Origin of the sequence: Streptomyces jumonjinensis, assembly GCF_009600885.1 — a bacterium.
In the GTDB taxonomy this organism is placed as follows: domain Bacteria; phylum Actinomycetota; class Actinomycetes; order Streptomycetales; family Streptomycetaceae; genus Streptomyces; species Streptomyces jumonjinensis.
The window spans coordinates 16,366-41,057 of record NZ_VCLA01000057.1; the positions used below are offsets into that span (position 1 = coordinate 16,366).

Annotated in this window: 26 protein-coding genes and 1 tRNA gene; 11 read left to right on the forward strand and 16 right to left on the reverse strand. The window is 71.5% G+C overall.

The annotated features are described in order from the left end of the window. Positions 1 to 63: 63 nt before the first annotated feature. Entirely contained in the window at positions 64 to 870 is an 807-nt protein-coding gene (locus FF041_RS07000) for a PaaX family transcriptional regulator (RefSeq protein WP_323372481.1), read from the reverse strand. 4 nt (positions 871 to 874) lie between these two features. Next, complete coding sequence (locus FF041_RS07005) at positions 875 to 2,566, reverse strand: AMP-binding protein (RefSeq protein WP_153521493.1); 1,692 nt, start codon at positions 2,564 to 2,566, stop codon at positions 875 to 877. 109 nt (positions 2,567 to 2,675) lie between these two features. Here FF041_RS07005 and FF041_RS07010 point away from each other — a divergent pair, with 109 nt between their 5' ends. From FF041_RS07010 to FF041_RS07020, 3 genes are all read left to right on the forward strand, one after another. Next, positions 2,676 to 3,851, forward strand: a complete 1,176-nt coding sequence (locus FF041_RS07010; protein WP_153487408.1) for an acyl-CoA dehydrogenase family protein — start codon at positions 2,676 to 2,678, stop codon at positions 3,849 to 3,851. Continuing rightward, positions 3,848 to 4,246 (forward strand): RidA family protein, encoded by a 399-nt coding sequence (locus FF041_RS07015; RefSeq protein ID WP_153487409.1) that lies wholly within the window; start codon positions 3,848 to 3,850, stop codon positions 4,244 to 4,246. Before FF041_RS07010 ends, FF041_RS07015 begins: the two co-directional genes overlap by 4 nt. Positions 4,247 to 4,413: 167 nt before the next feature. Further along, positions 4,414 to 5,955: an MFS transporter gene (locus tag FF041_RS07020; RefSeq protein WP_153521494.1), complete on the forward strand. Its 1,542-nt coding sequence runs from the start codon at positions 4,414 to 4,416 to the stop codon at positions 5,953 to 5,955. Between the two features lie 20 nt (positions 5,956 to 5,975). On the opposite strand, the gene cyaB is transcribed toward FF041_RS07020, so the two are convergent. From cyaB to FF041_RS07035, 3 genes are read right to left on the reverse strand one after another with little or no spacing between them, the layout of a single operon-like run. Further along, complete coding sequence (cyaB, locus tag FF041_RS07025) at positions 5,976 to 6,533, reverse strand: class IV adenylate cyclase (protein ID WP_323391389.1); 558 nt, start codon at positions 6,531 to 6,533, stop codon at positions 5,976 to 5,978. 13 nt (positions 6,534 to 6,546) lie between these two features. Continuing rightward, positions 6,547 to 6,930 (reverse strand): hypothetical protein, encoded by a 384-nt coding sequence (locus FF041_RS37735; RefSeq protein WP_228388060.1) that lies wholly within the window; start codon positions 6,928 to 6,930, stop codon positions 6,547 to 6,549. A gap of 33 nt (positions 6,931 to 6,963) precedes the next feature. Further along, the gene (locus FF041_RS07035; protein WP_153521495.1) at positions 6,964 to 7,281 is read right to left on the reverse strand and encodes a 4a-hydroxytetrahydrobiopterin dehydratase; all 318 of its coding nucleotides are present in this window, start codon (positions 7,279 to 7,281) and stop codon (positions 6,964 to 6,966) included. Between the two features lie 239 nt (positions 7,282 to 7,520). On the opposite strand from FF041_RS07035, the gene FF041_RS07040 reads away from it, so the two are divergent. Next, the gene (locus tag FF041_RS07040; protein WP_323391390.1) at positions 7,521 to 8,771 is read left to right on the forward strand and encodes a helix-turn-helix domain-containing protein; all 1,251 of its coding nucleotides are present in this window, start codon (positions 7,521 to 7,523) and stop codon (positions 8,769 to 8,771) included. A gap of 102 nt (positions 8,772 to 8,873) precedes the next feature. After that, positions 8,874 to 9,368 carry a hypothetical protein gene (locus FF041_RS07045; protein ID WP_153521496.1) on the forward strand — a complete coding sequence of 165 codons (495 nt, stop codon included), beginning with the start codon at positions 8,874 to 8,876 and terminating at the stop codon, positions 9,366 to 9,368. A gap of 220 nt (positions 9,369 to 9,588) precedes the next feature. Here the strand turns inward: FF041_RS07045 and FF041_RS07050 are convergent, their stop codons facing one another. The 4 genes from FF041_RS07050 to FF041_RS07065 all read right to left on the reverse strand — a co-directional run bounded on the left by FF041_RS07050 (position 9,589) and on the right by FF041_RS07065 (position 12,208). Next, positions 9,589 to 10,032, reverse strand: a complete 444-nt coding sequence (locus FF041_RS07050; protein ID WP_153521497.1) for an NUDIX hydrolase — start codon at positions 10,030 to 10,032, stop codon at positions 9,589 to 9,591. Next, the gene (locus tag FF041_RS07055) at positions 10,029 to 10,220 is read right to left on the reverse strand and encodes a hypothetical protein (RefSeq protein WP_153521498.1); all 192 of its coding nucleotides are present in this window, start codon (positions 10,218 to 10,220) and stop codon (positions 10,029 to 10,031) included. The genes FF041_RS07050 and FF041_RS07055 overlap by 4 nt, the downstream gene beginning before the upstream one ends. Positions 10,221 to 10,298: 78 nt before the next feature. After that, positions 10,299 to 10,832, reverse strand: coding sequence for an NUDIX domain-containing protein (locus FF041_RS07060; RefSeq protein ID WP_153487414.1), 534 nt, complete (start codon positions 10,830 to 10,832; stop codon positions 10,299 to 10,301). A gap of 44 nt (positions 10,833 to 10,876) precedes the next feature. Continuing rightward, positions 10,877 to 12,208, reverse strand: a complete 1,332-nt coding sequence (locus tag FF041_RS07065; protein ID WP_153521514.1) for a transcriptional regulator — start codon at positions 12,206 to 12,208, stop codon at positions 10,877 to 10,879. 167 nt (positions 12,209 to 12,375) lie between these two features. Here FF041_RS07065 and FF041_RS07070 point away from each other — a divergent pair, with 167 nt between their 5' ends. Continuing rightward, positions 12,376 to 12,861 (forward strand): hypothetical protein, encoded by a 486-nt coding sequence (locus FF041_RS07070; protein ID WP_153521499.1) that lies wholly within the window; start codon positions 12,376 to 12,378, stop codon positions 12,859 to 12,861. A 284-nt stretch (positions 12,862 to 13,145) separates the two neighbouring features. Further along, the gene (locus FF041_RS07075) at positions 13,146 to 13,316 is read left to right on the forward strand and encodes a hypothetical protein (RefSeq protein ID WP_153521500.1); all 171 of its coding nucleotides are present in this window, start codon (positions 13,146 to 13,148) and stop codon (positions 13,314 to 13,316) included. A gap of 55 nt (positions 13,317 to 13,371) precedes the next feature. Here FF041_RS07075 and FF041_RS07080 read toward each other — a convergent pair whose 3' ends face one another. Beyond that, a complete protein-coding gene (locus tag FF041_RS07080; protein ID WP_323391391.1) occupies positions 13,372 to 13,620 on the reverse strand; it encodes a helix-turn-helix transcriptional regulator in 249 nt (82 codons plus the stop codon). Between the two features lie 504 nt (positions 13,621 to 14,124). Next, positions 14,125 to 14,196, reverse strand: a tRNA-Val gene (locus FF041_RS07085). Positions 14,197 to 14,500: 304 nt separating this feature from the next. Between FF041_RS07085 and FF041_RS07090 the strand changes: the two genes are divergently transcribed. From FF041_RS07090 to FF041_RS07100, 3 genes are all read left to right on the forward strand, one after another. Next, positions 14,501 to 15,214: a DUF4097 family beta strand repeat-containing protein gene (locus tag FF041_RS07090; RefSeq protein WP_323391392.1), complete on the forward strand. Its 714-nt coding sequence runs from the start codon at positions 14,501 to 14,503 to the stop codon at positions 15,212 to 15,214. A 75-nt stretch (positions 15,215 to 15,289) separates the two neighbouring features. After that, positions 15,290 to 16,657, forward strand: a complete 1,368-nt coding sequence (locus FF041_RS07095) for a hypothetical protein (protein WP_323391393.1) — start codon at positions 15,290 to 15,292, stop codon at positions 16,655 to 16,657. A gap of 68 nt (positions 16,658 to 16,725) precedes the next feature. Then, the gene (locus FF041_RS07100; protein WP_153521502.1) at positions 16,726 to 16,953 is read left to right on the forward strand and encodes an FmdB family zinc ribbon protein; all 228 of its coding nucleotides are present in this window, start codon (positions 16,726 to 16,728) and stop codon (positions 16,951 to 16,953) included. Positions 16,954 to 17,233: 280 nt separating this feature from the next. Here FF041_RS07100 and FF041_RS07105 read toward each other — a convergent pair whose 3' ends face one another. Both FF041_RS07105 and FF041_RS07110 read right to left on the reverse strand, forming a co-directional pair. Next, complete coding sequence (locus FF041_RS07105) at positions 17,234 to 17,878, reverse strand: response regulator transcription factor (RefSeq protein ID WP_323391394.1); 645 nt, start codon at positions 17,876 to 17,878, stop codon at positions 17,234 to 17,236. Further along, the gene (locus FF041_RS07110) at positions 17,869 to 19,071 is read right to left on the reverse strand and encodes a sensor histidine kinase (RefSeq protein ID WP_153521503.1); all 1,203 of its coding nucleotides are present in this window, start codon (positions 19,069 to 19,071) and stop codon (positions 17,869 to 17,871) included. The genes FF041_RS07105 and FF041_RS07110 overlap by 10 nt, the downstream gene beginning before the upstream one ends. A gap of 118 nt (positions 19,072 to 19,189) precedes the next feature. Here FF041_RS07110 and FF041_RS07115 point away from each other — a divergent pair, with 118 nt between their 5' ends. Next, positions 19,190 to 19,846 carry a DedA family protein gene (locus FF041_RS07115; protein ID WP_194291952.1) on the forward strand — a complete coding sequence of 219 codons (657 nt, stop codon included), beginning with the start codon at positions 19,190 to 19,192 and terminating at the stop codon, positions 19,844 to 19,846. Between the two features lie 78 nt (positions 19,847 to 19,924). Here the strand turns inward: FF041_RS07115 and FF041_RS07120 are convergent, their stop codons facing one another. From FF041_RS07120 to FF041_RS07130, 3 genes are all read right to left on the reverse strand, one after another. After that, entirely contained in the window at positions 19,925 to 20,758 is an 834-nt protein-coding gene (locus tag FF041_RS07120; RefSeq protein ID WP_323391395.1) for an HAD family hydrolase, read from the reverse strand. Further along, positions 20,755 to 23,394, reverse strand: coding sequence for a phosphoribosyltransferase (locus FF041_RS07125; protein ID WP_267133178.1), 2,640 nt, complete (start codon positions 23,392 to 23,394; stop codon positions 20,755 to 20,757). Before FF041_RS07125 ends, FF041_RS07120 begins: the two co-directional genes overlap by 4 nt. A gap of 106 nt (positions 23,395 to 23,500) precedes the next feature. Beyond that, positions 23,501 to 24,667, reverse strand: a complete 1,167-nt coding sequence (locus FF041_RS07130; protein ID WP_153521504.1) for an HpcH/HpaI aldolase/citrate lyase family protein — start codon at positions 24,665 to 24,667, stop codon at positions 23,501 to 23,503. Positions 24,668 to 24,692 lie beyond the last annotated feature (25 nt).

Sequence of the window (24,692 nt, forward strand, 5' to 3'; positions counted from 1 at the left end):
CCGGACCGTACCGACCGTCCGGGCCCCGCCCCCGGGCACCGCTCCCGCCGCCCGCCCGCCCGCTCAGCCCTGGACGAACACCGCCCCCGCGTCCCGCAGCAGTTCGTGCAGCTCCCCGAAGACCTCCGCCGAACGGCCGCCCGGCCACCCGTCCGGCAGCAGCTCCACCGGCAGCCCCGGATCCGTGTACGGCAGCCGCCGCCAGTGGTCCAGCGCGAAGAGATAGTCCCGGTACGCCTCCTCGGGACCGGCCTCCCGCCCCGCCGTCCACGACCTCAGCACCGGCTCGTGCGCGTCCAGGAACTCCTCGTGCCGCTTGGCGATCGCGCCCAGATCCCACCAGCGGGCCACCGCCTCGGCCGTCGCCGCGAACCCCAGATGCTCCCCCCGGAACAGCTCCACATACGGGTCGAGCTGAAGACGGCGCAGGGTGTGGCGGGTCTCCTCGTACAGCCGCGCCGGAGCGATCCACACCCCGGGCGCCGCCGAACCGAAGCCGAGCCGGCCCAGCCGCGAGCGCAGCAGATGGCGCTTGCTGCGCTCCGCCTCCGGGACCGAGAAGACCGCGAGGACCCAGCCGTCGGCGAGCAGCGGGGTCTGCCGGTCGTAGATGCGCCGGTCGCCGTCGTCGAGCAGCTGGCGGGCGTCGGCGGAGAGGGCGTAACCGGCGGAGCCGTCCTCGGCCCGGCCGGGGATCAGCAGCCCCCGGCGCTTCAGCCGCGACACCGACGAGCGTACGGACGGCGCGTCCACCCCCAGCGCGGCCAGCAGCCGGATCAGCCCGGCCACGGGCAGGGGGCCCGGCCGTTCGCGTCCGTACGCGCCGTAGAGGGTGACGATCAGGGAGCGGGGAGTGTGCTGGTCGGCCACGTGATCACTCTAGGGTCTTCCGTCCGGATCGGGCCGCATCACGGAGCGCTTCCGGCCGCGGGCCCCCGTGCCCCTGTGCCCCTGTGCCCCCGTGCGCTTCGGCCCGCAGCCGGAAGCGCTGGAGTTTGCCGGTGGGGGTGCGGGGCAGCTCGTCGACATAGACGAACGCGCGGGGGCATTTGTACGGGGTGAGCCGGGCCCGCACCGCGGCGGTCAGGGCGGCGGTGGTCCGCTCGCCGGGCGCGACGCCGTCGCGCAGCACGACATAGGCCACCGCGATCTCTCCGCGCAGCGCGTCCGGGCGGCCGACCACCGCCGCCTCCGCGACATCGGGATGGCCGAGCAGCGCGTCCTCGACCTCGGGGCCGGCGATGTTGTAACCGGCCGAGATGATCATGTCATCGGCGCGGGCGACATAGCGGAAGTAGCCGTCGGGCTCCCGTACATAGGTGTCGCCGGTGAGATTCCAGCCATCGCGTACGTACTCCCGCTGCCGGGGGTCGTCGAGATAGCGGCAGCCGACCGGCCCGCGTACCGCGAGGAGCCCCGGGGTGCCGTCCGCGACGGGGCTGCCGCCGCCGTCCACCACCCGGGCCTGCCAGCCCGGCACCGGCACCCCGGTGGTCCCCGGCCGGATCGCGTCGTCGGCGGCCGAGATGAAGATGTGCAGCAGTTCGGTCGCGCCGATGCCGTTGATGATGCGTACTCCGGTGCGATCCAGCCACTCCCGCCAGGTGGCGGCGGGCAGATTCTCCCCGGCGGAGACACAGCGCCGCAGCGAGCCGAGGTCATGGCCGCCGGGCTCGGCGAGCATCACCCGGTACGCGGTCGGCGCGGTGAACAGCACCGACACCCGGTGCTCGGCGATGGCGGGCAGCAGTTGCCGTGGCCCGGCCCGCTCCAGCAGCAGCGATGACGCGCCGGCCCGCATCGGGAAGATCACCAGCCCGCCGAGGCCGAAGGTGAAGCCCAGCGGCGGGCTGCCCGCGAACACGTCGTCGGGGCGGGGCCGCAGCACCGACGCGGAGAAGGTGTCCGCGACGGCCAGCACATCGCGGTGGAAGTGGAGACAGCCCTTGGGGCGGCCGGTGGTGCCGGAGGTGAAGGCGATGAGCGCGATGTCGTCGGCGGCGGTCGGGACGGCGGGGTACGGGGCGGGCCCGGCCGCCGCCGCGAGGCGCAGCAGATCGTTCGGGGTGCCGCCGCCGTACGGGGTGATCCGCAGCCCCGGCGCCCGGACCGCCGTCAGCTCGCCGAGCGAGCGCGCGTCGCAGAGGGCGTGGCGCACGGCGGCGATCTCGCACATGGCGGCGAGTTCTTCGGCCCGCTGCTGGGCGAGCACGGTCACGGCGATCGCGCCCGCCTTCATGACGGCGAGCCAGCAGGCCGCGAGCCAGGGGGTGGTGGGGCCGCGCAGCAGCACCCGGTTGCCGGGGACGACGCCCAGCGGGCCGGTCAGGGCATGGGCGATCCGGTCGACCCGCTCGCGCAGCTCTCCGTACGTCCAGACTGCGCCGTCCCCGGTGCGGAAGACGGGCCGGTCCGGGCCGAGGCGTTCGACGGTGCGGTCGAGCAGCTCGGCGCCGCAGTTGAGCTGTGGCGGATAGGGCGACTCCAGCAGCGTCGGCCACTGGTCGGCGGGCGGGAGATGGTCGCGCGCGAAGGTGTCGCGGTGGGCCGAGGGTGTCAGCTCCATGGTTCGCCCCTTCTCGTGGTGGGGTCGTGCATGGAGCGTATCGTTAAGGTGACGGCAGTCAACGGTCCGCGATAGATGCTCGGTGGGCATCTGAGGAGTGGGGGCACGAATGCCCGTATTCTCGCTCGATCCGGAACAGAACGCATGGTGCGCCACGCTGCGCGCGCTGGCCGTGGAGACCCTGCGGCCCCTCGCGGAGCGCGGCGAACCCGGCCGGGTGAACCGCCCGCTGGTCGCCGCCCTGGGGGAACGGGGACTGATCGGGCGGCTGTTCGCCTCGGGCGCGATGGAGCTCTGTCTGCTGCGGGAGTCGCTCGCCCACGGCTGTACGGAGGCGGAGACCGCGCTCGCCCTCCAGGGGCTCGGCGCGTTCCCCCTGGTGCTCGCGGGCACCGCCCGGCAGCAGGACCGCCATCTCCCCGGGGTGATCGCGGGCCGGTCGATCGCCGCCTTCGCGCTGAGCGAGCCGGGGGCCGGCTCGGACGCGGCGGCGCTCGCGCTCACGGCGGCGCCGGACGGCGACGGCTGGCGGCTGAGCGGCGAGAAGCGCTGGATCTCCAACGCGCCCGAGGCCGACTTCTACACCGTCTTCGCCCGTACGGCCCAGGGGGCCAGGGCCCGGGGGGTGACCGCGTTCCTCGTCCCCGCCGACCGCCCGGGGCTGACCGGCACCGCCCTGGAGATGCTCTCCCCGCACCCCATCGGCGCGCTCGCCTTCGACGGAGTGCCGGTGGGCCGGGCCGATCTCCTCGGCGAGGTGGACCGGGGCTTCGGGGTCGCGATGCGCACCCTCGACCTCTTCCGGCCCAGCGTCGGCGCGTTCGCCGTCGGCATGGCCCAGGCCGCCCTGGACGCCGCCGTGGAGCACACCGCCCGCCGCACCGCCTTCGGCGGCCCGCTCCGCGATCTCCAGGCCGTCGCCCACCAGGTAGCCGAGATGGCCACCCGTACCGAGGCGGCGCGGCTGCTGGTGTACGCGGCGGCGGAGGCGTACGACTCCGGGGCCGCCGATGTGCCCCGGCGGTCGGCGATGGCGAAGCTGTTCGCGACGGAGACCGCGCAGTACGTGGTGGACCGGGCCGTCCAGTTGCACGGCGCGACCGCGCTGCAGCGCGGCCATCCGCTGGAGCATCTGTACCGTGAGGTGCGCGCACCACGGATCTACGAGGGCGCGACCGAGGTCCAGCGCTCGATCATCGCCCGGGAGCTGTACGCCGCGGCAGCCGGGAGCAGCGGTCCTGGGACCCCGGACGCCGCCCGGCAGCCGGATGGGAAGGTCGTATGAGCCTGCACCGCCACAACCCCGCCGAGCTCTCACCTCCCTCGGGGTTCTCCCACGCGGTCACCGCCACCGGCTCCCGGCTGGTCTTCCTGGCCGGGCAGACCGCGCTCGACATGGCGGGCAGGGTGGTGGGCCAGACCCTGGCCGAGCAGTTCGAGACGGCCCTCGCCAATCTGCTCACCGCGCTCGCCGCGGCCGGGGGAGCCCCGCACGACCTCGCCCGGGTCACCGTGTACACCACCGACGTCGACGGCTACCGTGCCCAGGCGCGCGAACTGGGCCAGGTCTGGCGGCGGCTGGCGGGCCGTGACTATCCCGCGATGGCCGTCATCGGCGTCGTACGGCTCTGGGACGAGCAGGCGATGGTGGAGCTCGACGGAACGGCCGTGCTGCCCTGACGGCGGGAGCGGCGGCCCGGGCCTTGATCGACTGGTGACGCCAGGACGGCGGGTTTACGGTCGATGGGTGGGGCGCGTCGGTGTGCCCCGGGTGGGGTGTGTGCCGCGCTCAGCGCTCGACGGGTGGGGCGCATGTCAGGCCCCGCTGAGTGCTGGGCTCGATCACCATGACTGCCCCAAGGCCGGATTCCGTCTCTCCACCGGCCACCGCCCCAGGACGGAGCGGCGGCCATGGCATCGCGCTTCTGGTCATCGCCGGCACCCAGCTGATGGTGGTGCTCGACATCACCATCGTGAACATCGCGCTGCCGCATATCCAGACCGCGCTGGGCTTCTCCACCACCAGCCTGTCGTGGGTCGTCAACGCCTACACCCTGACCTTCGGCGGCCTGCTGCTCCTCGGCGGGCGCGCGGGCGACATCCTCGGCCGCCGCAGGGTCCTCATGTGCGGCGTCGCGCTCTTCGCCGTGGCCTCGCTGCTCGGCGGGCTCTCCCAGAACCCCGGCCAACTCCTCGCCGCCCGCGCCCTCCAGGGGGTGGGCGGCGCGATAGCCTCGCCGACCGCGCTCGCGCTGATCACCACCACCTTCCGGGAGGGACCGGAGCGCAACCGCGCCTTCGGGGCCTTCGCCGCGGTCTCCGCCGGGGGCGGCGCGATCGGGGTGCTGGCGGGCGGAATGCTGGTGGAATGGCTCGACTGGCGGTGGGTCCTCTTCGTCAATGTGCCCATCGCGGCGCTGATCCTGGCGGCCGTCCCCCGCCATATCCAGGAGTCCGAGCGCCACCCCGGGTACTTCGACGCGATCGGCGCGCTGACCTCGACCCTCGGCATGGTCGCGCTGGTCTACGGATTCATCCGCGCCGCACAGGACGGGTGGCGGGACCCTCTGACCCTGGGCTCCTTCACCGCCGCGGCGGTGCTGCTCGTCACCTTCATCACGGTCGAGCGGCGTTCGAGACAGCCGATCACCCCTCTGAGGATGTTCGCCGACCGCAATCGCGCGGGCACGTACGGAATCATGCTGAGCCTGGCCGCCGCGATCTTCGGCATGTTCTTCTTCCTCACCCTCTTCGTCCAGGACGTGCTGGACTTCAGCCCGATCAGAGCCGGGCTCGCCTTTCTGCCGGTGAGTGTGATCATCGCGGTGGGCGCGACCGTCACCTCACGGCTGGTGCCGCGATTCGGCCCGAAGCCCTTCATGGTGAGCGGAGCACTGCTGGCGGCGGCCGGGCTCAGCTGGCTGGCCCAGGTCGATGTCCACTCCACCTACCTTGACGGCGTCCTGGGGCCGATGCTGACCTTCAGCCTCGGGATGGGCATGCAGTTCGTCTCGCTGACGCTGACGGCCCTCTCCGGGGTCCCGCGCGAGGAGTCGGGCGCGGCGTCCGGGCTGCTCAATGTGTCGCAGCAGGTGGGCGGTTCACTGGGCCTGTCCATCCTGGTGACCGTATTCGGCACGGCCAGCCGTGCCGAGACCCGCCGCCTGATCCCGGACTTCCTGCTCCGAGCGACCCCCGCGGACAAGATCGCCTTCCGCCGCACCGGGGAACTCCCGCCGCCCTGGGGCGACCAGGTGCTGGCCCAGGGCATCTCGGCGGCGTTCCTGATGGCCTCGCTCTTCACGGTGATCGCCGCGGTGATCGCCCTGCTGGTGATCCGCATCGGCCCCGCGGACCTGGAACGCTTCCATGGGGGGCCGGGGGGCTGAGCGCCGCTCCTTCGGCACGGTCAGCCCGCCCGTCGGGCACGCACCGCGTCGGTGTACAACTCGCGAGTCAGGGACTCGGCACCGATGCCCAGCTCGGCCAGTACCGCGCGGACCTCCCCGAGAGCGGCCGTCAGGTCCGACTCGGTGGCCGGTGTCTCCAGCTCAAGGAAGGTTCCGTCGAGCTCAGGCACGCGCACCAGCGTGGCGAGCATCTGTCGCCCACGTGCCTCGAAGGCATAGTTCCGGCACTGCTTCTCGAAGCGGATCACCGGTACGTACCCAAGACCGTGCAGTATCGCGTGGACCTCTGCGGCGTCCTCGACGCGAGTCTCGTGCTCCGGCTTGGATCCGGACGCCTCATCGACCTCGGCACCCTTGTACGTCAGCACCGAGCGGGTCCCGTCGACACCGTGGACCGTCCGGACCCGAAGCTCCTGGTCCTTGGCGTCGAGCATGCCGTCGGGGGTGTCGTAGTAGGTGTCCTGGTACACCTCGGCCCGCCCAGCGCCCCGTTCGTCCAGCCGCCGCAGTACCACCTCCGGCGCGTGGACGCGCGCTTTCAGCTCCGCCTCGATCACCTGGGCTCCCCTCTCAGACGGTGCGCTCCGCGCTGCTGATGATCGCCTCTGTCATGCGCCTGAACCCCCGGTACAGGGGGCCGTGCGGCGTCTCCATCACCTTGTACGTCGCCGACTCGTGTCCTTCCCAGCCGGCGTCGAAGGCTCCGACGAACATGATGGAGTCGGTGCGGATCACGCGCCACGTAGGGAGCATGCCGTACCGGTACACCTGAATGTCGCAGGTGCCCGAGAGTTCACGCAGCCGCGCTTCCGTCAGCCGTACTCCGTTTGCCAGGGAATCGGCTGACTCGCCGATCTCCGAGGCCCGTTGAGCCAGCGCGGACGAGTCCGGGTCCAGGAGCATCACGCGCACCTTGGGCGCCCTGCCAGGCATGGAGAGGCAGGCGCGCAGCATCGAGTCGTTCAGCCCGATGAGCCCTAAGCCCCGCTAACCGCAAGGTTGTGCCTCATGCACTGTGGCAATGGCGTCGATGCGGCGGGCGAGATCGAAATCCGCCGCAGTGAGTCGATGCCCCGCGTCATGTGTGGTGATCCCGAAGCGGATCGTGTCCCATCTCAGATCGATGTCGGCGTGGTGACCGATCAGCCGCTCGACATCGGCGACGTGGACGATCATCGCGACGCCACCGTGATAGCGGATGCCGTAGGACCGGGTGATCTCGTCGCCCTCCCGCCGCCACCCCGGCACCTCTTGAAGTGCCGCCTCGATCTCCGCCTCCGACAGCGGTGCCAGAGTCTCCGCCATTCTCAGCTCCCCTCCGTCACGGGCGCCAGCACCTCTGCCAGGTCCCGGCCGACCGGGGCATCGTGCCATGACAGTGGTCGACTCACCCGCCTGGATCTCCGCCCAGGCGGCGGTCTCCAGCGCGATCGCTCGTCAAGCGGCTTAATTTCGACCACTTGGCGATCCTGCGGCGTCGCTGCCACAGGAAAGGCCCTGCCCCTACTCTGGCAGTGACGAGCTGTTCAGAGAGGGGCAAGGCCGTGTCACCTCATGCTACGCCGGACCCGTACGCCGACCCGCTGGCATTCGGGCAGCGTCTACAGATTCTCCGCACCCGCAGGGGTGTGACCCGTGATCAGCTCGGAGGTCTCATGGGCCGCTCGGGCTCATGGGTGAAGGCGCTGGAGACGGGGCGGCTGAAGGTCCCGAAGCTGGATGTCATGCTGCGGTTTGCCGACGTGCTTCGTGTCCGGGACCTCTCCGACCTCACGGGAGACCAGTCTGTGAACGTCTCGCTTTTCGCCGGCCCCGGCCATCCCCGACTCGGAGCGGTCAAGACGGCTGTCGACGCCTTGGCGCTCACCGCCGACCGGGAGGCCCCGCCGACCGCGCATCTTTCCGCCCGGCTCGCCCGAGCGTGGGCCGCTCGGCACTCCTCCCCGCAGCATCGCGAGGTCGTCGGCGCACTCCTGCCCGAGCTCATCCGGGACGCCCAGCTCGCGGTACGGCAGGCCGATACCGCTGCGGAACGGCGCGCGGCACAAGCTGCGCTGAGCGAGGTCTACTCACTGTCCCAGTTCTTCGTGGCGTACCAGCCCGACGCCGCCCTCCTCTGGCGGATCGCGGAGCGCGGCATGGTCGCAGCACAGGAGTCCGAGGACCCACACACCATCGGGGTCGCCGCCTGGCTGACCGCGCAGGCCCACCGGGACGCTGGACCTGCGCACTTCGACGCTGCTGACGCGGTGACGACTGCTGCACTCGGCTACCTCACCCCACTGCTGCCGGACGCAAGCGACGACGTACTCGCCATCACCGGCGCGCTCACATTCGAGGCCGGGTATACGGCCGCCCGCCGCACAACAACCGGCACCGCGTGGCGCTACTGGGATCAGGCGCGCGAAATGGCCGACCGGCTGCCGGGGGGCTACTTCCACCCGGTGACCTCCTTCGGCCGCTCGATCATAGGCGCGCACGCGGTCACCATCGCCGTGGAGCTCCACCAGGGCGGGGAGTCGGTACGGCAGGCGGCGGCGTCGGATTCGACGACGATCCCATCCCGGCCACGCCGGGCCCGGCATCGGATCGAGGAGGCGCGCGGCTACCAGTTGGACGGACAACCGGACGTGGCACTGGAGACGCTGTCGCGCGCGCACGAAGCAGCACCTGAGACGATCAAATACAACGGGTACGCCAAGATGATCGTTTTGGAGGAGTCCGCGTCGAAGTCCCCGGACCGTCGCCGCCGGGCATCTGCCCTGGCGGTGAAACTCGGATTGCTCGCGGCGTAGATGCGCTGAGTCGAGGGGGCACAAACTGTGCCCCCTCTTCGCTCGTAACGCCCATACCGTCGATGCCAGTGCTGATCACAGACCTCATGACGGGACCTGGCGATGACGACGCTGCATGGACACACCACCGCGATCGGCCTCTGGCTGGCCGAGTCGCTCGCCGACCCGACAGACGCCTTGGCCACTTGGCGCGATGGCTCCCACGCCATGCTCCCGGCGGGCGGGCGGTTCGACGCGGTCCGCATCCCGATCGAGTTGGTGCACGCCGCCGCCGACAGCGCGATCCACACGACCGTCGCCGAACACCTGACTACCGCTCTCGATGGTCCGGTCGTCTGCGACCCGGCTCGCTGGTACTACGCGCTCGTACCGCCCGGCACCACAGAGTCGTGGACGTGCGGGCTCGCACGCTGCCTCGGGCGCGGGGCCTGGCTCGGCGTCCCCCACACCGACCTCACCGACCACACTCGTCTGCACTGGTGCGTCCCCATGGAATACCCGGCCCGCCTGTGCGACCCCGGTGTGGTGGCCGCGTTGATCGAACGCGGCCACGGACAGCTCACCCCCGAGCACACGGAATTCCGGCGGCCCCGGTGACCCAGGGACTCCGCTACGAGTCGCCCGAGTGCTGCGCACCGTCAGATCCACCAGGCGAGTGCGGCCGTTGTCCGCCGTGTGCTCCGGGGAGCGGTCGCGGTCGAGCGCCAACGTCCGACCTGCCGTGCAGAGGTAGTCTCCGTGCGAAGCACGGATGTCGGCTCCGGCGCCGCTTGGCGCTGCGGGTTCCGGAGCCGCCCTTCCACGTGGTGCTCTGGAGCTACGCCCAGCCGTGCTCGGTCAGGCTGCCCGAGTCTTTCAGGTAGCCGAGGAGCCCTTCCTTCGGGTACTCGATGATGTCCTCGGGCAGTTCGTGCACGCTAAACCACTCCAGGCCGAGACACTTTGCGGGCTCCTGGTTGACGGGGTCCCCGCTCCACTCAGTGGCCACGAAGAAGAACCCGATCCTCTCCACGGTGTCGCTCTGCCGATGGTGCACGACATGCACCATGCGCAGGTGGTCCGGATCGACCGCGACACCGGTCTCTTCCAGCAGCTCCCGCGCGGCCCCGGCGCTCAGGGACTCGCCCCGGTCGAGCTTGCCCGACGGCATGTGCCAGCGGCCGTGGCCATAGGGGCCGCCGCGCTGGGAGAAGAGCAGCTTGTCGCCGTCGCGGAGGATGACGTGGGTGTCGATGACGGGTTGTGCGGGTTGCGGATTCATGGTCCCTGGGGGGTTGCTGGGCTCGGTGAGACTGCCGACGGTACCGAGGGATCGGGGAGCGCGTCGGCGATGGTGGACGCGACTTCCGATGGGGTGGCGTCGCTGGTGTCGAGGATCAGCGCCTTCACGTTCCTGGCCATGAGGGTCCGGGCGGCCTCGGCGTAGAGGTCGACTTCGCGGCCGGGCATGGTGGGGTCGAGGCCGAATCGGTGCCGGACTCCGCGCTCGGCTATCCGACGGGCGCTATGCCGCCGACGGGTAGCGCCTCAGGAGAGCCGGAGACGGTGCAGCATCAACAGCGCTGCCACCGCGTTCGCTGAACGAATCTCGCCACGGTCGATCAGCTCCGGGATACGTGCCAGGGGCACCCACTCGCGTCGGGCCGACTCGAAATCGTCCTCAGGCTGCCCGACGTATTCAGCCGACTCGGACCAGTAGACACGGTGGTGCGAGGTCGAGATCCCCGGCATAGGGTCGACCGCCATCAGCAGCCGCATCGCGCCGGGCCGCCACCCGGTCTCCTCTTCCAGCTCACGGGCAGCGGCTGCCGCCGGGTCCTCGCCCTCGCCGATGCCCCCGGAGGGCAGCTCCCAGCCCCATGCCCCGGTGATGAACCGGTGCCGCCACAGCAGCAGCACTTCGTCGGCCGAGTTGACGACGGCGGCCACGGCGACGGGCCGAAGGCGGATCACGGTGTGGTCCAGGTGACGGCCGTCGGGCAGTTCGACATCGGCCATTGCGACGTTCACCCACCGGTTCTCGTACACGGTGCGCTCGCTCAGGGACTTCCACTCCGACACAGCCTCAGCCTCTCGATGGGGACTCGCCCATCCCACCACGTCCGTCACAGCGGAATGCACAGGGTGTCGTCGATTCGGGTCACCACGCCCGACGTGGCCTGGGACCGCGTCCCGGCCAGCGTCCGACGTAGCTTGATCAGCCGGTCTCGCAGACGCTGCGACTCCACCCCTTCCATGCCGTCCAGCATCACCATGGCAGTACCCGCCGCCCGCTCGGCGTCTCCGCCTCGGAGCTGGCAGTCCGCGAGTGTGGCCAACCGGTGGATCCGCCCGCGCTCATGAGTCTGGACCTCCACGGCCTCTGCCGCGTAGGTCTGCGCAGCCCCCATGTCTCCGAGCCGCATGAAGGCGTCCGCCATATTGGTCTCCAGCAACCCGGCCTGGACGTAGCCAGTCTCCGCAGGCTCATCGTCGCGCCGGATCTGCCCGGCCTCGCGCTCGGCAGCCGTCATGCACCGATGCGCCTGCGTCTGGTCACCCATGCGGGAGTACGCCTTCGCCTGCATCGCGTAGAGATCACAGGCGAGCGCGTGAGAGATCGCGCCCCCTGCGGCACGGATACCAGCCTCGGCGAACGCCACCGCCTGCCGGTACTCGGCCATGAACAGCGACTGGTTCACCAACAGCGCGATCACGTACCCACCGAAAGCCCGGTCCCCGGACGCCTTCGCCAGTCTCAGCGCCTGATGGAAGTAGCGCTGGGCGAGACCCTGGGCGTCGGAGTCGTACGCGCAGATCCCGGCGACCGCGACCAGTCCGCCGGTCGCCCGGTGCAGCTCACGGCCGGTGGAGTCGGGGTACGTACCCCGCAGCAGCGGCGCGGTCTCCGTGTTGAGGAAACCAAGGACGCGGGCACGGGTGGCCACTCCCCCCGCTTTTCGGTACATCTGTTCGTAATGCGAGCGTGCCGTGCGCAGGGTGCTGACATCGGCCATGCCGACACGGATCGTGCCCGCGTGAGACACGTCGGCGTCCTCGGGCGGGTTCTCCCACTCCCACACCGGCCCCACCGCAGACAGACCTGTGATGACCGAGGCGTCCAGCACGTCCTGGCGCTGCTGCTGCTCTCCACGCCATAGAGCGGTCGACCGGTCGATGAAGCCGCCGAGCGGAGTGGTAGCAGGCGGCGGCGCAATGCCCATGCCGATGTCCTCGATCGTGAGGTGTCGACCGACGCGCTCGCCGAGGATTTCGCAGATCAGATCGGGCACGATGCCCCGGGGCGTCTGCCCCCGGAGCCAGCGGATGACGGACGCGTGGTCGTAGGAGTGGCGCTTGCCCCGGGCGGCAGCGGCCCGGTTGACGCGCATAGCGAGTCCGGTGCGGCTCATCCCGGCTTCGTGAAGGAGGGCGTCGAGGAGAGTGTTGGCGTCCATAGTGGGCCTCACGTGTTGAAGTCTGCACTGAGCGTATCTGCGGGCCGCTCACACACTGTGTGAAATTTCCACGGCTGATGACCATCTGCACACGATGTCGCCTACAGTGATCACCCCCATACCGTCGTCGTCAGTGCTGCTCACAGACCTGACGACGGGACCTGGCGATGACGACGACGGACACCGCGCTCGGCATTTGGTTGGCCGAGGCACTCGATGCTCCGCACGAGACCGTGCACGACTGGCGCACGGGTCGGCACGCGATGCTGCCGACTGGCCGTCGCTTCGACGCGGTCCGCATCCCGATCGAGCTGGTCCACGCCGCCGCGGGCACCGTGGCCCACTTCACCATCGCCGAACATCTCACCGCCGCCCTCGATGGTCCGGTGATCTATGACCCGAACCACTGGTACTACGCGCTCGTACCGCCCGGCACTACGGACGCATGGACGTGCGGGCTCGCGCGGTGCCTCGGCCGCGGGGCCTGGCTCAGCGTCCCCCGCACCGACCTCACCGAACACACCCACCTGCACTGGTGCGTCTCCATGAACGCCCCGGGCCACCTGTGCGACCCCGCGACCGTGGCGGCCCTGATCGAACACGGCCACGAACGGCTCATCCCCGAGCGCACCGGATTCCGCCAACCCCGGTGACCGCTTCCGCCCAGCCCGCCGCACTGGTCACCGGGCGGCGCGGCTGCCGCCTCACGAAGAAGCCGGCCATACGCCAGCTGAGCTGGGGGGCCGCCAAGGGGACGCACTGTTTCGCCTGCGGCCAGCCACTTCGTCAGGGGGCCGTGTACTGCGGCTGGGTCCGCGGCCGGTCCGGAGTCCACCGGCTCGATGCCGAGGTCTGGGCCTGCCCCTGACCCCCTCTTCAGACCCCCGTCCCTAACCCGGGCGGGGGGCCGGCTGAACCACACCCCCTGGAGGCCCTCATGGATGCCTACGACCGCGCCCTCGGAACCGCCCTCACAGCCCTCGCACTCATAGGACTCGCCGCGCCCGCGATCGCCATGCGTGATCAGCTCGACCAGGTCACCGGGGTCATGGCGCCCGACACCCCGGGGCCCGAGCCCGCCGCCCTGGACGACGCGCTGCCCTACTGACCCCCGAGACCGGCCCCGGCCCGCAGGTACCCCGTCGCGCGGGCCGGGGCCCCTACTACTCGTCGTCCTCCTCACGCACCAGCTCAGACAGAGGAACGCCCACTGCGCGGGCAATCCGGAAAAGCAGCCTGAGAGACGGGTCAGAGGTTCCGTACTCGATGCGATGGATCGTTTTGTGGTCTGCCCCGACCATCTCGCCTAGCCGCCATTGAGTCAGGCCAGCCGCTCTCCGCGCGTCCCGGATGCGGTCCCCGACCGTCTGGCAGCAGGTGAGCACCCATGCGGGCGGCGGTTCTGTCGACACCCGCCCACGCTCTGATGATCACCATGGCCTGTCTTTACCTGACCAGGTAAATTTCGGAACCGATCGTTCCGCCCCACGTCCTCTGCTCCCGCCTGTCACGCAGGAGCAGTCACCCAGCGGCACGACTGGGCGTATGCGTATCCGCTCCTCGCGCCGTCCCGCCCCGCCTCCTTCGCGGGAGGCGGGGCGGTACTCTTCGGGCATAAGAAGGCCCCCCACCGACATTCCCGGCGGGGGGCCTTCGCCCGTGACGCCGGCCTCCCCGCCGGACACCACAGGACACGGACGGTGCGTATCAGGCGCGCGTGGGGAGACGCTCCTGCCCCGTCCATGCGCTGAATCTTTGCTGCTGCCGCCATGCAGTTCAAGTCCTTGCCGGGTAAACAAATCCCATGATCACGTGGGGATGTGGACTCTATGTGGATTCCGGGCACGAGAATGGCCCTCCGATCATGATCGATCGGAGGGCCGTAAACAGGCTCTCACCTGGCGTTACTGCACCTGTGGGCGCGGACGGTTTCGAACCGCCGACATCTGCTTTGTAAGAGCAGCGCTCTACCCCTGAGCTACGCACCCGTGGATGAGAGAACAGGGTACATGGCGGATGGGCCTGCCCCGCAAACCCGTTCCCCTTCGCCATGGCGGTCCGCCGGTCCGGGCGGGGGCTGCTGGGGATAGCCCCACCGCCGACAGGGTGGGGGGCCGGATCGTGCCGGGTGGGCCGGGTCCGTAGCGTGAGGGGAAGACGACAGTGAGAGCAGGGGGAATGATCACCGTGGCCGCCCGCAGCACCTTCAGCCGTGCCCATCGCACCCGTCGGGGTCCTCGTGGCGGGGGTGGGCGGGCTCTTCGGAGGGTGGTGGGGGGTGGGGCGCTCGTCGTGGTGCTCGCCGGGTGCGGGAGCGCCGACGCGGGGGAGGCGCCCAAGGAGCGGAAGGTCTTCTCGCTCGCCGGGGAGAGCCTCACCATCGACAGCGACGACTCGGCCATCGACGTCATCGCGGCCGATGTGAAGGACGTCCAGGTCACCCGGCAGATCGATGGCTGGGTCTTCATCGGGAGCGGGCCCGAGGCGTCCTGGAAGATGGCCGGGGACACGCTCACGCTGCGGGTGGACTGCGACGCCGTCGCCAGCAGCTGCGAGTCGCGGCACACCGTGAAGGTGCCGCGCGGGATCTCGCTGACCGTGCGGGACGGGAACGGGGGCGTCACCGCCTCCGGGTTCGACACCCCGCTGACGATCCGGTCCGACAACGGGAACGTCACCGTCCGGGACACCGCCGGGGCGCTCGATCTCCTCAGCGACAACGGGAACGTGACCACCGAGCGCATCACCGCCAGGACCGTCAAGGCCGAGTCCGGCAACGGCAGGGTCCGGATCGGGTTCAAGAACGCCGCGCCGGACAAGGTCGAGGCCCTCACCGGCAACGGCGGCATCAGGATCGATCTGCCCCGCGCCGGAGCGCCGTACGCCGTCGACGCCACCAGCGACAACGGGGACGTCACCACCGACGTGCCCAGCGACGGCGACAGCCCCCGCGCCGTGATCGCCCGCAGCGACAACGGCTATGTGAAGGTGCTCGGCGCGGGCTAGGGACTGGGCCCGTGTGTTCGCTGTGGCCAGGTGCGAGAATGAACCGGGTACGGCGACGCAGCACGGGAGAGGGATGTGACGGCGACACACACGCGGCCGCACGCAAGAGCGAAAGCGGGTGCCGTCCGGGACGTGCTCGCCCTGATGCTGCTGCCGGTGCCGCTGATCGGCGCGGCGATCTCCGGCTCCTTCACCGGGGGCGGTACGCGGCGCTGGTTCGGCGGGCGCGGTGAGAGCGCGCGGGCCGAGGCGCAGGCCGCCAAGGACGCCGCCGCCGCTGCCTTCTACGAGCTGGACACCGCCCAGCGGGATCTGCGGATCTCCGTCGAGACCATCACGGCCGTGGACAGCTCCCCGCAGGCCCGCGGCGCCGTGGACGGTTTCGCGGCGCTCGGGCGGCGGATCGACGAGGCCAGCCACCAGTACATCACCGCCGTCGACGCCCATGACCTCGACCGGGACGACCTTGAGCCTTCCGTCGCCGCCCGGGCGCGCGAGGAGCTGAACCGTGCCAAGGAGGAGCTGACCAGGGTCAAGGCCGAGCTCGACCGGTTCGCCGAGGGGCTCGGGCCGCTGCTGGACAAGGCGGAGACCCAGCTCGCCCGGCTCGCCCCTGCCGTCGAGCGGGCGAGAGCGGCGCTCCTTTCCGCGAGCAATGCTCTCGATTCGGTGCGCAGCTCCGGAATGCGAGCGGACTATCTCGCCGCCCGGCTGGCCGCCCTCGCCCCCGAGTTGACCATGCTCAACCAGGGCGCCGGCCGCCATGGCGTCACCGACACCCTTCACCGCGCCGACCGTGTACTGCGCGACGCCGAGGCCGTACGAGCCGAGGCCGAGCAGCTGCCCGGCCGCGCCGCCGAGATCGACCGGCGGCTGGTCTCCCTGCGCACCCGCGCCGAAGCGCTCACCACCCGCGCCGCCTCCGTCGAGCCCGTCCTCAGCGAGCTGCGCCGCCGGTTCTCCCTCGCCTGCTGGCAGGATCTCCAGCCCGTGCCCGAGCGGGCCGCCCGCGATCTCCGCCAGGCCGGGGAGCGGCTCAAGGAGGCCGCCGAAGCGCGCGACGAGCAGCGCTGGCCCGACGCGACCGCCCTCCTCGGCACCGTACGCGCCCTGCTGAACTCCACCGACGAAGCCGTATCGGCCGCCGGTGACCGCCTTCAGCGGCTCAACGCCGTCGCCGACGATCCCCGCCAGGAGACCGAGCGGGCCCGTTTCGCCGTACGGGACGCCCAGCGGCTCGCCATGGCGGGGCGTCACACCCCCGACCCCCGGCACGCCCGGCCGCTGGACGATGCCGTCGCACGGCTGGAGCGGGCCGTCGCCGGTCTTGAGGGCCGCCATCCCGACTACTGGCACTTCCTCACCGAGTTGGAGGCCGTCCGGCAGGACGCGGCCCGTGTCGTCGAGCGGATAAGGGAGGAGCGGGGCTCCGGTTCCGGCTGACCCCGCTTCCCCAACAGGTTGTCCACAAGGGCGGGGAGCGGGCCGGACGGAGCGCGTAGCCTGGCGTCATGCCCCGATACGAGTACCGCTGCCGCAGCTGCGGCGACACCTTCGAAGTGAACCGTCCGATGGCCCAGTCCTCCGACCCCGCCAACTGCCCCTCGGGGCACGAGGACACCGTCAAGCTTCTCTCCGCCGTCGCCGTCGGCGGTACGACGTCCACTCCCGCGCCCGGCGGAGCCGGTGGGGGCGGCGGTGGCGGAGGCGGCTGCTGCGGAGGCGGTTGCTGCGGCTGACCGGCGGCACCACAGTTCGGTGGGCCGGTGGGCCGGTGGGCCGGTGGGCCGGTGGGCCGGTGGGCCGGTGAGTCGGTGGGCCGATGGCGCGACGAGCCGGGGGTCGGTGGACCGGTGGACCGGTGGCGCGACGGGCCGGGGGTCGGCGGGCCGGCCCGCCCGCTGACCAGCGGGCAGAGGTCCAGCGGATCAGGTGATCGGCTGGACCGGCTCACCGCTGGCGCGGGCCCGGGCGGGCCGGAGCCCGGCGCGGCACGCCCCCGCCGCTCAAGCCCCCCGCTCACGTCCCCAGATAACGCAGCACCGCCAGCACCCGACGCGAGTAACCCGTCGTCCCCGTCAGCTCCAGCTTGTCGAAGATCGCGTTGATGTGTTTCTCCACCGCGCTCTGCGAGACATGCAGCCGGGCCGCGATCGCCGCGTTCGTATGCCCCTGCGCCATCTCCCCCAGCACATCCCGCTCCCTCGGCGTCAGCCGCGAGAGCGGGTTCGTGCGGCTGCTGCGGCTCAGCAGTTGGCGTACGACATCGGCGTCGAAGGCCGCCCTCCCCCGCCCCACCCGCTCCAGCGCGTCGAGGAATTCGTCCACCTGGACCACCCGGTCCTTCAGGAGGTAGCCGACGCCCGCCGAGTCCGAGGTCAGCAGCTCGGTCGCGTACCGCTTCTCCACGTACTGCGAGAGCACCAGCACCCCCACCCCCGGCCAGCGGCGGCGGATCTCCATCGCCGCCCGCAGTCCTTCGTCCGTATGGGTCGGGGGCATCCGGACATCGGCTACCACCACATCCGGCCGCTGCTCCGCGACCGCCGCCAGCAGCTGTTCGCCGTCGCCGACCGCCGCCAGGACCTCATGGCCCTCCTCCGCGAGCAGGCGGATGAGCCCCTCCCGCAGCAGCGTCGAGTCCTCGGCCAGAATTACGCGCACGGCAGCTCCGCGGTGATCGTCGTAGGTCCGCCGGGCGGGCTGTGCACCCCGAACCGGCCGTCGAGGGCGGCGACCCTGCTCGCCAGCCCGGTGAGTCCGCCGCCCGAGGGGTCCGCGCCGCCCGAGCCGTCGTCCGACACCCGCAGCGACAGCGTTCCGCCCGCCCGGCGCAGGGAGACCGTGATCCGGGTGGCCCCCGAGTGCTTCACCACATTGGTGACGGCCTCGGAGACGACGAAGTACGCCACCGTCTCCACCTGCCGGGCGGGCGGCTCGGGAACCTCGTACTCCACGCCGACGGGCAGCGGGGTGCGTTCGGCGACCGTCTCCAGCGCGGCCCGCAGCCCGGCCTCGTCCAGCACGGTCGGATAGACCCGCCAGGCGACCTCGCGCAGTTCGGTCAGGGCGCGGCGGCTCTCCTCATGGGCCTGGAGGAGGAGCCGGTCGGCGTGCTCGGGATCGCGGCTGCGGCGGGCGCGGCCCAGCAGCATGCCGAGCGCCACCAGGCGCTGCTGCACCCCGTCGTGAAGGTCGCGTTCGATCCGGCGGCGTTCGTCGTTGACGGCGTCCATGACCTCGGCGCGGCTGGCGGCCAGCTGGGCGATACGGCGTTCCAGCAGGTCCTGGGGTGAGGGGCCGAGAAAGCGGCGGGCGAGCCAGCCCTCCATCAGCGCCGTCCCGTAGACGCCCTGCGCGCCGAGAACGATCCCGAAGACGCCGAGGAGACCGGTGGCGACGACCGCCAGCGGATAGTTGATCTCGACGAAGAACCACCCGAACACCGCGAAGAGCACCCAGCCCGCTCCGGTGAGCACACAGCCGGTGATCAGCCCCCCGAGCAGGCCCAGAGGGATGCGCGCCGCCGCGTAGCGGATCACCCGCTCACGGTCGTACGGGAGTACGCCGCCGGGCGGGGACACTGTGTCGTACGGCGGCGGGATCCGTACGCCGAGGAAGCGGTCGAGCCTGCGCAGCTCGATCCGGGTCGCCCGGTCCGCGAGCGCGCCCAGCGGGCGCAGCACCGCCCGCCGCCCGCGCGGCCAGGCCAGGACCAGCAGCAGGGCGAGGGCCGGGAGCAGCGCCAGGGTCAGTTCGGCGAGAGCTGTGAGAGATCCCACGGCCAGCCCGCCCGCGTACCGCGCTCCGCGGGCCGCCACCGCCCTGCCGGACCCGTGTCCCACCGCCCCATGCATGATCCAAGACGGTAGCCGTTCCCCGGGCCAGGCACACTGGGGTAAACCACAGAGAACCCTGAAGCTGTCTTCAGCCTCCCTTCAGCTGCGGTTTTCTACCGTGAAAGGCATGCATTCCATGATCATGAGCAGCGCGGCGGATCCGGGCGTACAGAGCAGTGCGCCGGGCTGGATCAACAGCCTGATGGATACGCTCGGGGCTCCCGGGGCGGGTATCGCCATCGCCCTGGAGAACCTGTTTCCGCCGCTGCCGAGCGAGGTGATCCTGCCGCTCGCGGGCTTCGCCGCGAGCACGGGGCAGATGAATCTGATCGCCGCTCTCCTGTGGACCACCGCGGGCTCGGTGATCGGCGCGCTGGCGCTGTACGGGGTCGGGGCGCTGCTGGGGCGGGAGCGGACGATCGCGATCGCGTCGAAGCTGCCACTGGTGAAGGTGTCGGACATCGAGCGTACGGAGGCGTGGTTCGCCAAGCACGGTACGAAGGCGGTGTTCTTCGGGCGGATGATACCGATCTTCCGCTCGCTGATCTCGGTGCCCGCCGGGGTCGAGCGGATGCCCATTCCGGTCTTTCTGGGGCTGACGACCCTCGGCAGCGCGATCTGGAACACGATCTTCGTGCTCGCCGGCTATCTCCTCGGTGAGAACTGGGAGGACGTGGTCGGCTATGTCTCCACCTACTCGAAGGCCGTCCTGGTCATGGCGGTTCTCGGGGTCGTGGCGTTCATCGGCGTACGGGTGATGAAGCCGGGGGCGGGGACCAGGCGCAAGTCCTGACCCGGCCGGGTGCGGGACCTGCGGGACCTGCACCCGGTCCGTACGGGTCCCGGAGACCGCAAGCCTCCGAACCCCCCGCTAGCCGGCCCGTCCGCCGGCTCGGAGGAATCTGCGCAGGATCTCCTCCCCCGCCGCCACCCCGCTCTCCTTCAGCGCCTCCACATGGGGTGCGCTCCAGCCGCTGTCCGCGAGCTCGCCGTGGCCCGGCCGCCAGCCGTGGTCGGCCGCGAGCAGCAGATCGGCGTCGAGGAGCGAGTCGCCCGCCGCGAGGGTCCGCTCCGCCCCGGTCCTGCGGGCGATCTCCCGCATCGCCGCGCTCTTGGTGAGCGGCTGTGGCACGGCGTAGATCTTGCGGCCCTGGAGGGAGACGGCCCAGCCCCGGGGGCCGGCCCACTCGGCGAGTTCCTTGACCCAGCCTTCGGGCAGCAGGGCGCGTTCGACCACGAGATAGGCGAAGAGGTCCTCGGCGGTGCGCTCCTTGAGCAGCCAGGCCGGGTCGGCGGTGGCGAGCAGCCGGGCCCGCACCTCGGCGAGGGGGGCGCTCTCCTCGGCGAGGCGGGCCGCCACCGCACGGTGCCAGTGCTCGTCCGGCTCCCCGTGCACCAGGATGTGCCCGCCGTTGGCGCAGATCGCGTACTCGGGCGGCGGGCCCGGCAGCCGGATGCGCCGGTACTGCTCACGGGTGCGGGTGGTGGACGGTACGAAGACGGTCTCCGCGCCGAGCCGGGGCAGCAGCGCCGCCGCGCTCTCGGTGAGATACGACAGCGGCTTGCCCTGGTACACCTCGACGCAGAGCAGCCGGGGCGCCTCCGCGTCGGGCCCGGTGAGCCGGAGGGCTCCGGCGGAGTAGATGAGCGTACGGTCCAGATCGCTGGCGACCAGGGTGGTGCGGGGCCGCAGGTTCGCGCTCACAGGGAGGTCACCGCCCGGCCGTCGGCTCCGGTCGCGCCCCGGGTGTACCGGGGGTGGATCAGTCCGACGCAGCTGTAGGGCAGCTCGCCGACCTCCTCGACCGGCACTCCGCGCTGTTCGGCCAGCAGCCGTACATGGTCGAGATCGGAGCCGGCGCCCTTCCGCGCGAGGATCTTCCAGGGGACGCGGCGCAGCAGTACCCGGGTGGTCTCGCCGACGCCCGGCTTCACCAGGTTCATATCGTGGATGCCGTACTCCTCGCTGATCCGTTCGACGGCGGCCCAGCCCTCCCAGGTGGGGGCGCGGTCCATCGCGAGCAGCTTCCCGACCTCGGCGGCCACGGCGGGCACCACCTCGTCGAAGCGGGCGGCGACGGTGTCCAGGAAGTGGCCGGAGACGTCGGCGTCCGCGAGTTCGCGGTAGAACTTCGCGCCGTGGAAGTCGTCCGGTCCGACCAGATCGGCCCGGAGGACGGTGCGGGAGATCAGCCCGGAGACGGTGGAGTTGAGGCAGGCGGAGGGGATGAGGAAGTCCTCGCGGGTGCCGTAGGTGCGGACGCAGCCGCCGGGGTCGGCGAGGACCGCGATCTCGGGGCGGAAGCCGTCGAAGGCGCTCAGGGCCGCCGTGAGCTCCCGGGTGATGGCCCCCTTGCCGGTCCAGCCGTCCACGAAGACCACGTCGGCCGGGTCGTGGTGCTGCCGCAGCCAGCGCAGCGCGTTGGCGTCGATGCCCCGGCCGCGCACGATGGAGACGGCGTAGTGGGGCAGCTCGACGCCGTGGCGGTGCTGGGCCCAGCGGCGCATCAGGACGCCGACGGGGGTTCCGGCGCGGGCCAGCGAGACGAGGACCGGGCGCGGGGAGCGCTCGGCGAGCACGGTCTCGGTGACGGTGCCGACCGCGCGGGCGATCCGGGCGGCGGACTCGGTGAGCGCGGTGTGGAAGAGCCGCTGGTACTCGGCGCTCGGCTGGTATTCGAGGGGGAGCGATTCGGCGTAGTGCGCGCCACCGCTCTGTATCGCCTCCTCGCGCTCCTCGGTGGGGGCCTCCAGCTCGGCGTCGGAGAGGTCCTGGAGGAGCCAGCCGACCTCGTCGGGGGCGTAGGAGGAGAAGGCGGGGCCCCGGAGGGGGTCGGGCAGCGATCCGGGGAGGGATACGGGCCCGGGTACGGGCTGGGGCGCGGGTACGGGCTGGGGCCCGGGTACGGGCGCGGGGAGCGGCTCCGGCGACGACACGGACGACGGCTCGCTCGACGGCTCGCTCGACGGCTCCGGCGGCATGGCGGCCCCTTCGGGGATATGGCTGGGCACGACGGCCAGGAGGAGGTTCGGGGTGTGGGCGGCGAGCCCGGCGAGCAGTCCGCCGGGGGCGTGCAGCGCGGGGGTGTCGGCGGCCGAGTCCACGACGGCCACGACGGCGTCGAAGCCCGCGCCCGCGATGTTGTAGGCGTAGCGCTCGCCGGGGCCGTCGGCCGGATCGTCGTGGGCGGGGAAGACGATCCGGGTGCGTATGGCGTAGCCGGGGTCGTCGACGGCGAGTACGGGCGAGCGGGTGGTGGTGGAGTAGCGCACCTCCGCGTCGGTCAGCCGCTCCAGCGCGGTGCCGAGGCGGAGCGGGGCGTACATCAGCTCCTCGAAGCCGAGGACCAGGATCCGGCGCGGGGCCGGTCCTCCGCCGTCCGGACCCGCCGGACCCGCCGGACCCGCCGGACCCGCCGGACCGTCGCCGAGGGCGTCTGCGATGCGGGCGGCCATCGTGGGCAGCGCCGCCTCCAGCAGCTCGCGGTGGGCGGGGAGGAAGCCGTGCCGTCCGCCGTCCGGGACCCCTTCGGGCCACTCCAGTACGACGCGACGGACCGGCCCCGCAGCGGCGTCCGGTGCGGGGGCGGCGGGGGTCTCCCGCTCGTACCGTGCGACCAGGGCCTGCCCCTTCTCCAGCACCCCTTCGGGCAGGCTGACCCGTCCCGAGGCGAGCGCCACCAGATCCACCCGGGCGCCGATCTCGCGGGCGAAGGACTCCAGCCGGTCCTGGTCCTCAGGGGAGCGCATATCGACCAGCGCCACGATCACATACCGCTCGCGCGGATAGATCCGGTGCAGGTCACGGATGGTGTTCAGCACGGTGCTGCCGGTGGAGAACTCGTCGTCCACCAGGATCAGCGGGCCCGGGCGGGCCAGCAGCCGGGGATCCCCGGGGAGCAGCAGATGCGAGGTGGCGTGGGAGTGGGCCTCCTCGAAGCCGCCCGCACGGGCCACTCCCGGCACGGGGCGGCGGGTGGAGTGCAGATAGGGCGCGAGGGCCACCCCGTCCGCCACACAGTGGCCGACCGCCGTCGCGGTCTCCGCGTAGCCGAGGACCACCGCGCGGGCCGCCTCCTCGTCGCCCAGCAGCGCGCGCACCCGGACGCCCAGGCCGTATCCGGCCTCGTACACCACCGCGGGGGACTGCGGCACATGCTTGCCGAGTACGTTCGACACCAGCAGATGGGCCCGCTTGGGGTTGCGGCGCAGGGCCAGCCCCAGCAGGGCGGGCAGCCGCTCGTCCCCTTCGAGGCCGACGCCCAGCCGCCGCGCCACCCATGTTCCCGACCACACCACCGTGTCCGTCTCTTCTCTCTTGGTACGCAGGGGATCCATCATCCGCCCGGAGGGCCCGGAGGTCCTAGCGGACCCAGCAGCCCCGGGGGCCCCAGGGGCCCTGAAGGCCCGGAGGCCCCGGAGGCCCCGGAGGCCCCGGAAGGCGCTGTCATGCGCCGGAGAGCCCGGCCGCGAGCAGCTCGGCGAAGCCGACGTCCTCTCGCGCCACTCCGAAGGCCGCCGCGCGCAGCAGGGTGCGCTCGGCCCAGGCCCGGTGCGGCTTCACCTCGTTCATCTTGTTGGTGTACGCGGAGCGCAGCACCCCGCCGCCGCCCCGCTCCGGGCGGAGGATGTCCTGGGCGTCGCTGAACTCCTCGTGGCTGACGACCGACAGCGCGTGCACGGGGAGCACATGCGAGGGGTGGATGCAGGTCTTGCCGGTGAGACCGTTGGCCCGGTCGAGTTCGATCTCGCGGAGCAGCCCGTCCAGGTCGTGTTCGATGAGCGTGTTGCGCACGCCCTCGGCGCGGACCTCCAGGAAGGGGCTGCGCCTCAGCTGGGGTTTGAACATGCGTTCCTGGAGCCGGAAGTACTCCCAGACCGGGCCGGTGACCGTGTAGCCGGTGCCGTCGGCGCGGCCCAGCACATTGACCACGTCGGCGATGACGGCGGCGACGATCTGAACGTCATAGGCGGTCATGTCGGGCGAGCGGCGCAGTCCGTACGCCGAGCAGAAGTCGGTGACGCCGAGCCGTAGCGCCAGGACCCGGTCACGGTATTTGTCGACGGTGCGGGTGATCCCGGCGAGCGTCTCCGTGCGGGTCTCCAGATGGAGCAGCTCGGGGGATTCCAGGACGGGCATCGCGAAGAGCCGGTGGCCGGTGGCCGTCTCGGCGAGGGTGAGCGCCTCCAGGAAGGGGACGCCCCGCTCCTCGGTGAATTTGGGAAGAACAAAACCGGACAGTCTGTGGACGGCGGGGCCGAGCCGCCGTGCGAGGTCCGGGATCTGCTCCGGCTCGCGGACCCGGATAAAGAGCAGCGGCAGCTCCTCGCCGCGCGCGTGGAGATCGGCGAACTGCCGGACCAGATTCTCCTCGGCGTCCGCCACATCGGCGTCGCCGATGGAATCCTCCAGGCAGAGCACCATGGAGACCACTCCGCTGTGGAGCTGTTTCAGCACATCGTCGGCGAGCTTGGGCCGGGTGGCCGGGCTGTAGAGCGTGGCCCCGAGGGCCGCCGCGAGCATGCGTGCGGAGGAGTCGGCGGTGAACTCGCTCGGCTCGCGGTGGAACAGCCGGTCGCGGGCGGCGGCCGAAAGTTGCCCGAAATGACGCATTTCACTCCCCCGTACTGCTGGGTGG

What these genes read in the sequence shown, in the direction of transcription:
- FF041_RS07075 (WP_153521500.1), top strand. Translation starts at nt 13,146, where the DNA reads ATGGATGCCTACGACCGCGCCCTCGGAACCGCCCTCACAGCCCTCGCA.
- FF041_RS07115 (WP_194291952.1), top strand. Translation starts at nt 19,190, where the DNA reads ATGATCATGAGCAGCGCGGCGGATCCGGGCGTACAGAGCAGTGCGCCG.
- FF041_RS07125 (WP_267133178.1), bottom strand. Translation starts at nt 23,394, where the DNA reads ATGATGGATCCCCTGCGTACCAAGAGAGAAGAGACGGACACGGTGGTG.
- FF041_RS07035 (WP_153521495.1), bottom strand. Translation starts at nt 7,281, where the DNA reads ATGGCGGAGACTCTGGCACCGCTGTCGGAGGCGGAGATCGAGGCGGCA.
- FF041_RS07110 (WP_153521503.1), bottom strand. Translation starts at nt 19,071, where the DNA reads ATGCATGGGGCGGTGGGACACGGGTCCGGCAGGGCGGTGGCGGCCCGC.
- FF041_RS07050 (WP_153521497.1), bottom strand. Translation starts at nt 10,032, where the DNA reads ATGAATCCGCAACCCGCACAACCCGTCATCGACACCCACGTCATCCTC.
- FF041_RS07020 (WP_153521494.1), top strand. Translation starts at nt 4,414, where the DNA reads ATGACTGCCCCAAGGCCGGATTCCGTCTCTCCACCGGCCACCGCCCCA.
- FF041_RS07015 (WP_153487409.1), top strand. Translation starts at nt 3,848, where the DNA reads ATGAGCCTGCACCGCCACAACCCCGCCGAGCTCTCACCTCCCTCGGGG.
- FF041_RS07130 (WP_153521504.1), bottom strand. Translation starts at nt 24,667, where the DNA reads ATGCGTCATTTCGGGCAACTTTCGGCCGCCGCCCGCGACCGGCTGTTC.
- FF041_RS07070 (WP_153521499.1), top strand. Translation starts at nt 12,376, where the DNA reads ATGACGACGACGGACACCGCGCTCGGCATTTGGTTGGCCGAGGCACTC.
- FF041_RS07005 (WP_153521493.1), bottom strand. Translation starts at nt 2,566, where the DNA reads ATGGAGCTGACACCCTCGGCCCACCGCGACACCTTCGCGCGCGACCAT.
- FF041_RS07055 (WP_153521498.1), bottom strand. Translation starts at nt 10,220, where the DNA reads ATGCCCGGCCGCGAAGTCGACCTCTACGCCGAGGCCGCCCGGACCCTC.
- FF041_RS07065 (WP_153521514.1), bottom strand. Translation starts at nt 12,208, where the DNA reads ATGGACGCCAACACTCTCCTCGACGCCCTCCTTCACGAAGCCGGGATG.
- FF041_RS07100 (WP_153521502.1), top strand. Translation starts at nt 16,726, where the DNA reads ATGCCCCGATACGAGTACCGCTGCCGCAGCTGCGGCGACACCTTCGAA.
- FF041_RS07045 (WP_153521496.1), top strand. Translation starts at nt 8,874, where the DNA reads ATGACGACGCTGCATGGACACACCACCGCGATCGGCCTCTGGCTGGCC.
- FF041_RS07010 (WP_153487408.1), top strand. Translation starts at nt 2,676, where the DNA reads ATGCCCGTATTCTCGCTCGATCCGGAACAGAACGCATGGTGCGCCACG.
- FF041_RS37735 (WP_228388060.1), bottom strand. Translation starts at nt 6,930, where the DNA reads ATGCTGCGCGCCTGCCTCTCCATGCCTGGCAGGGCGCCCAAGGTGCGC.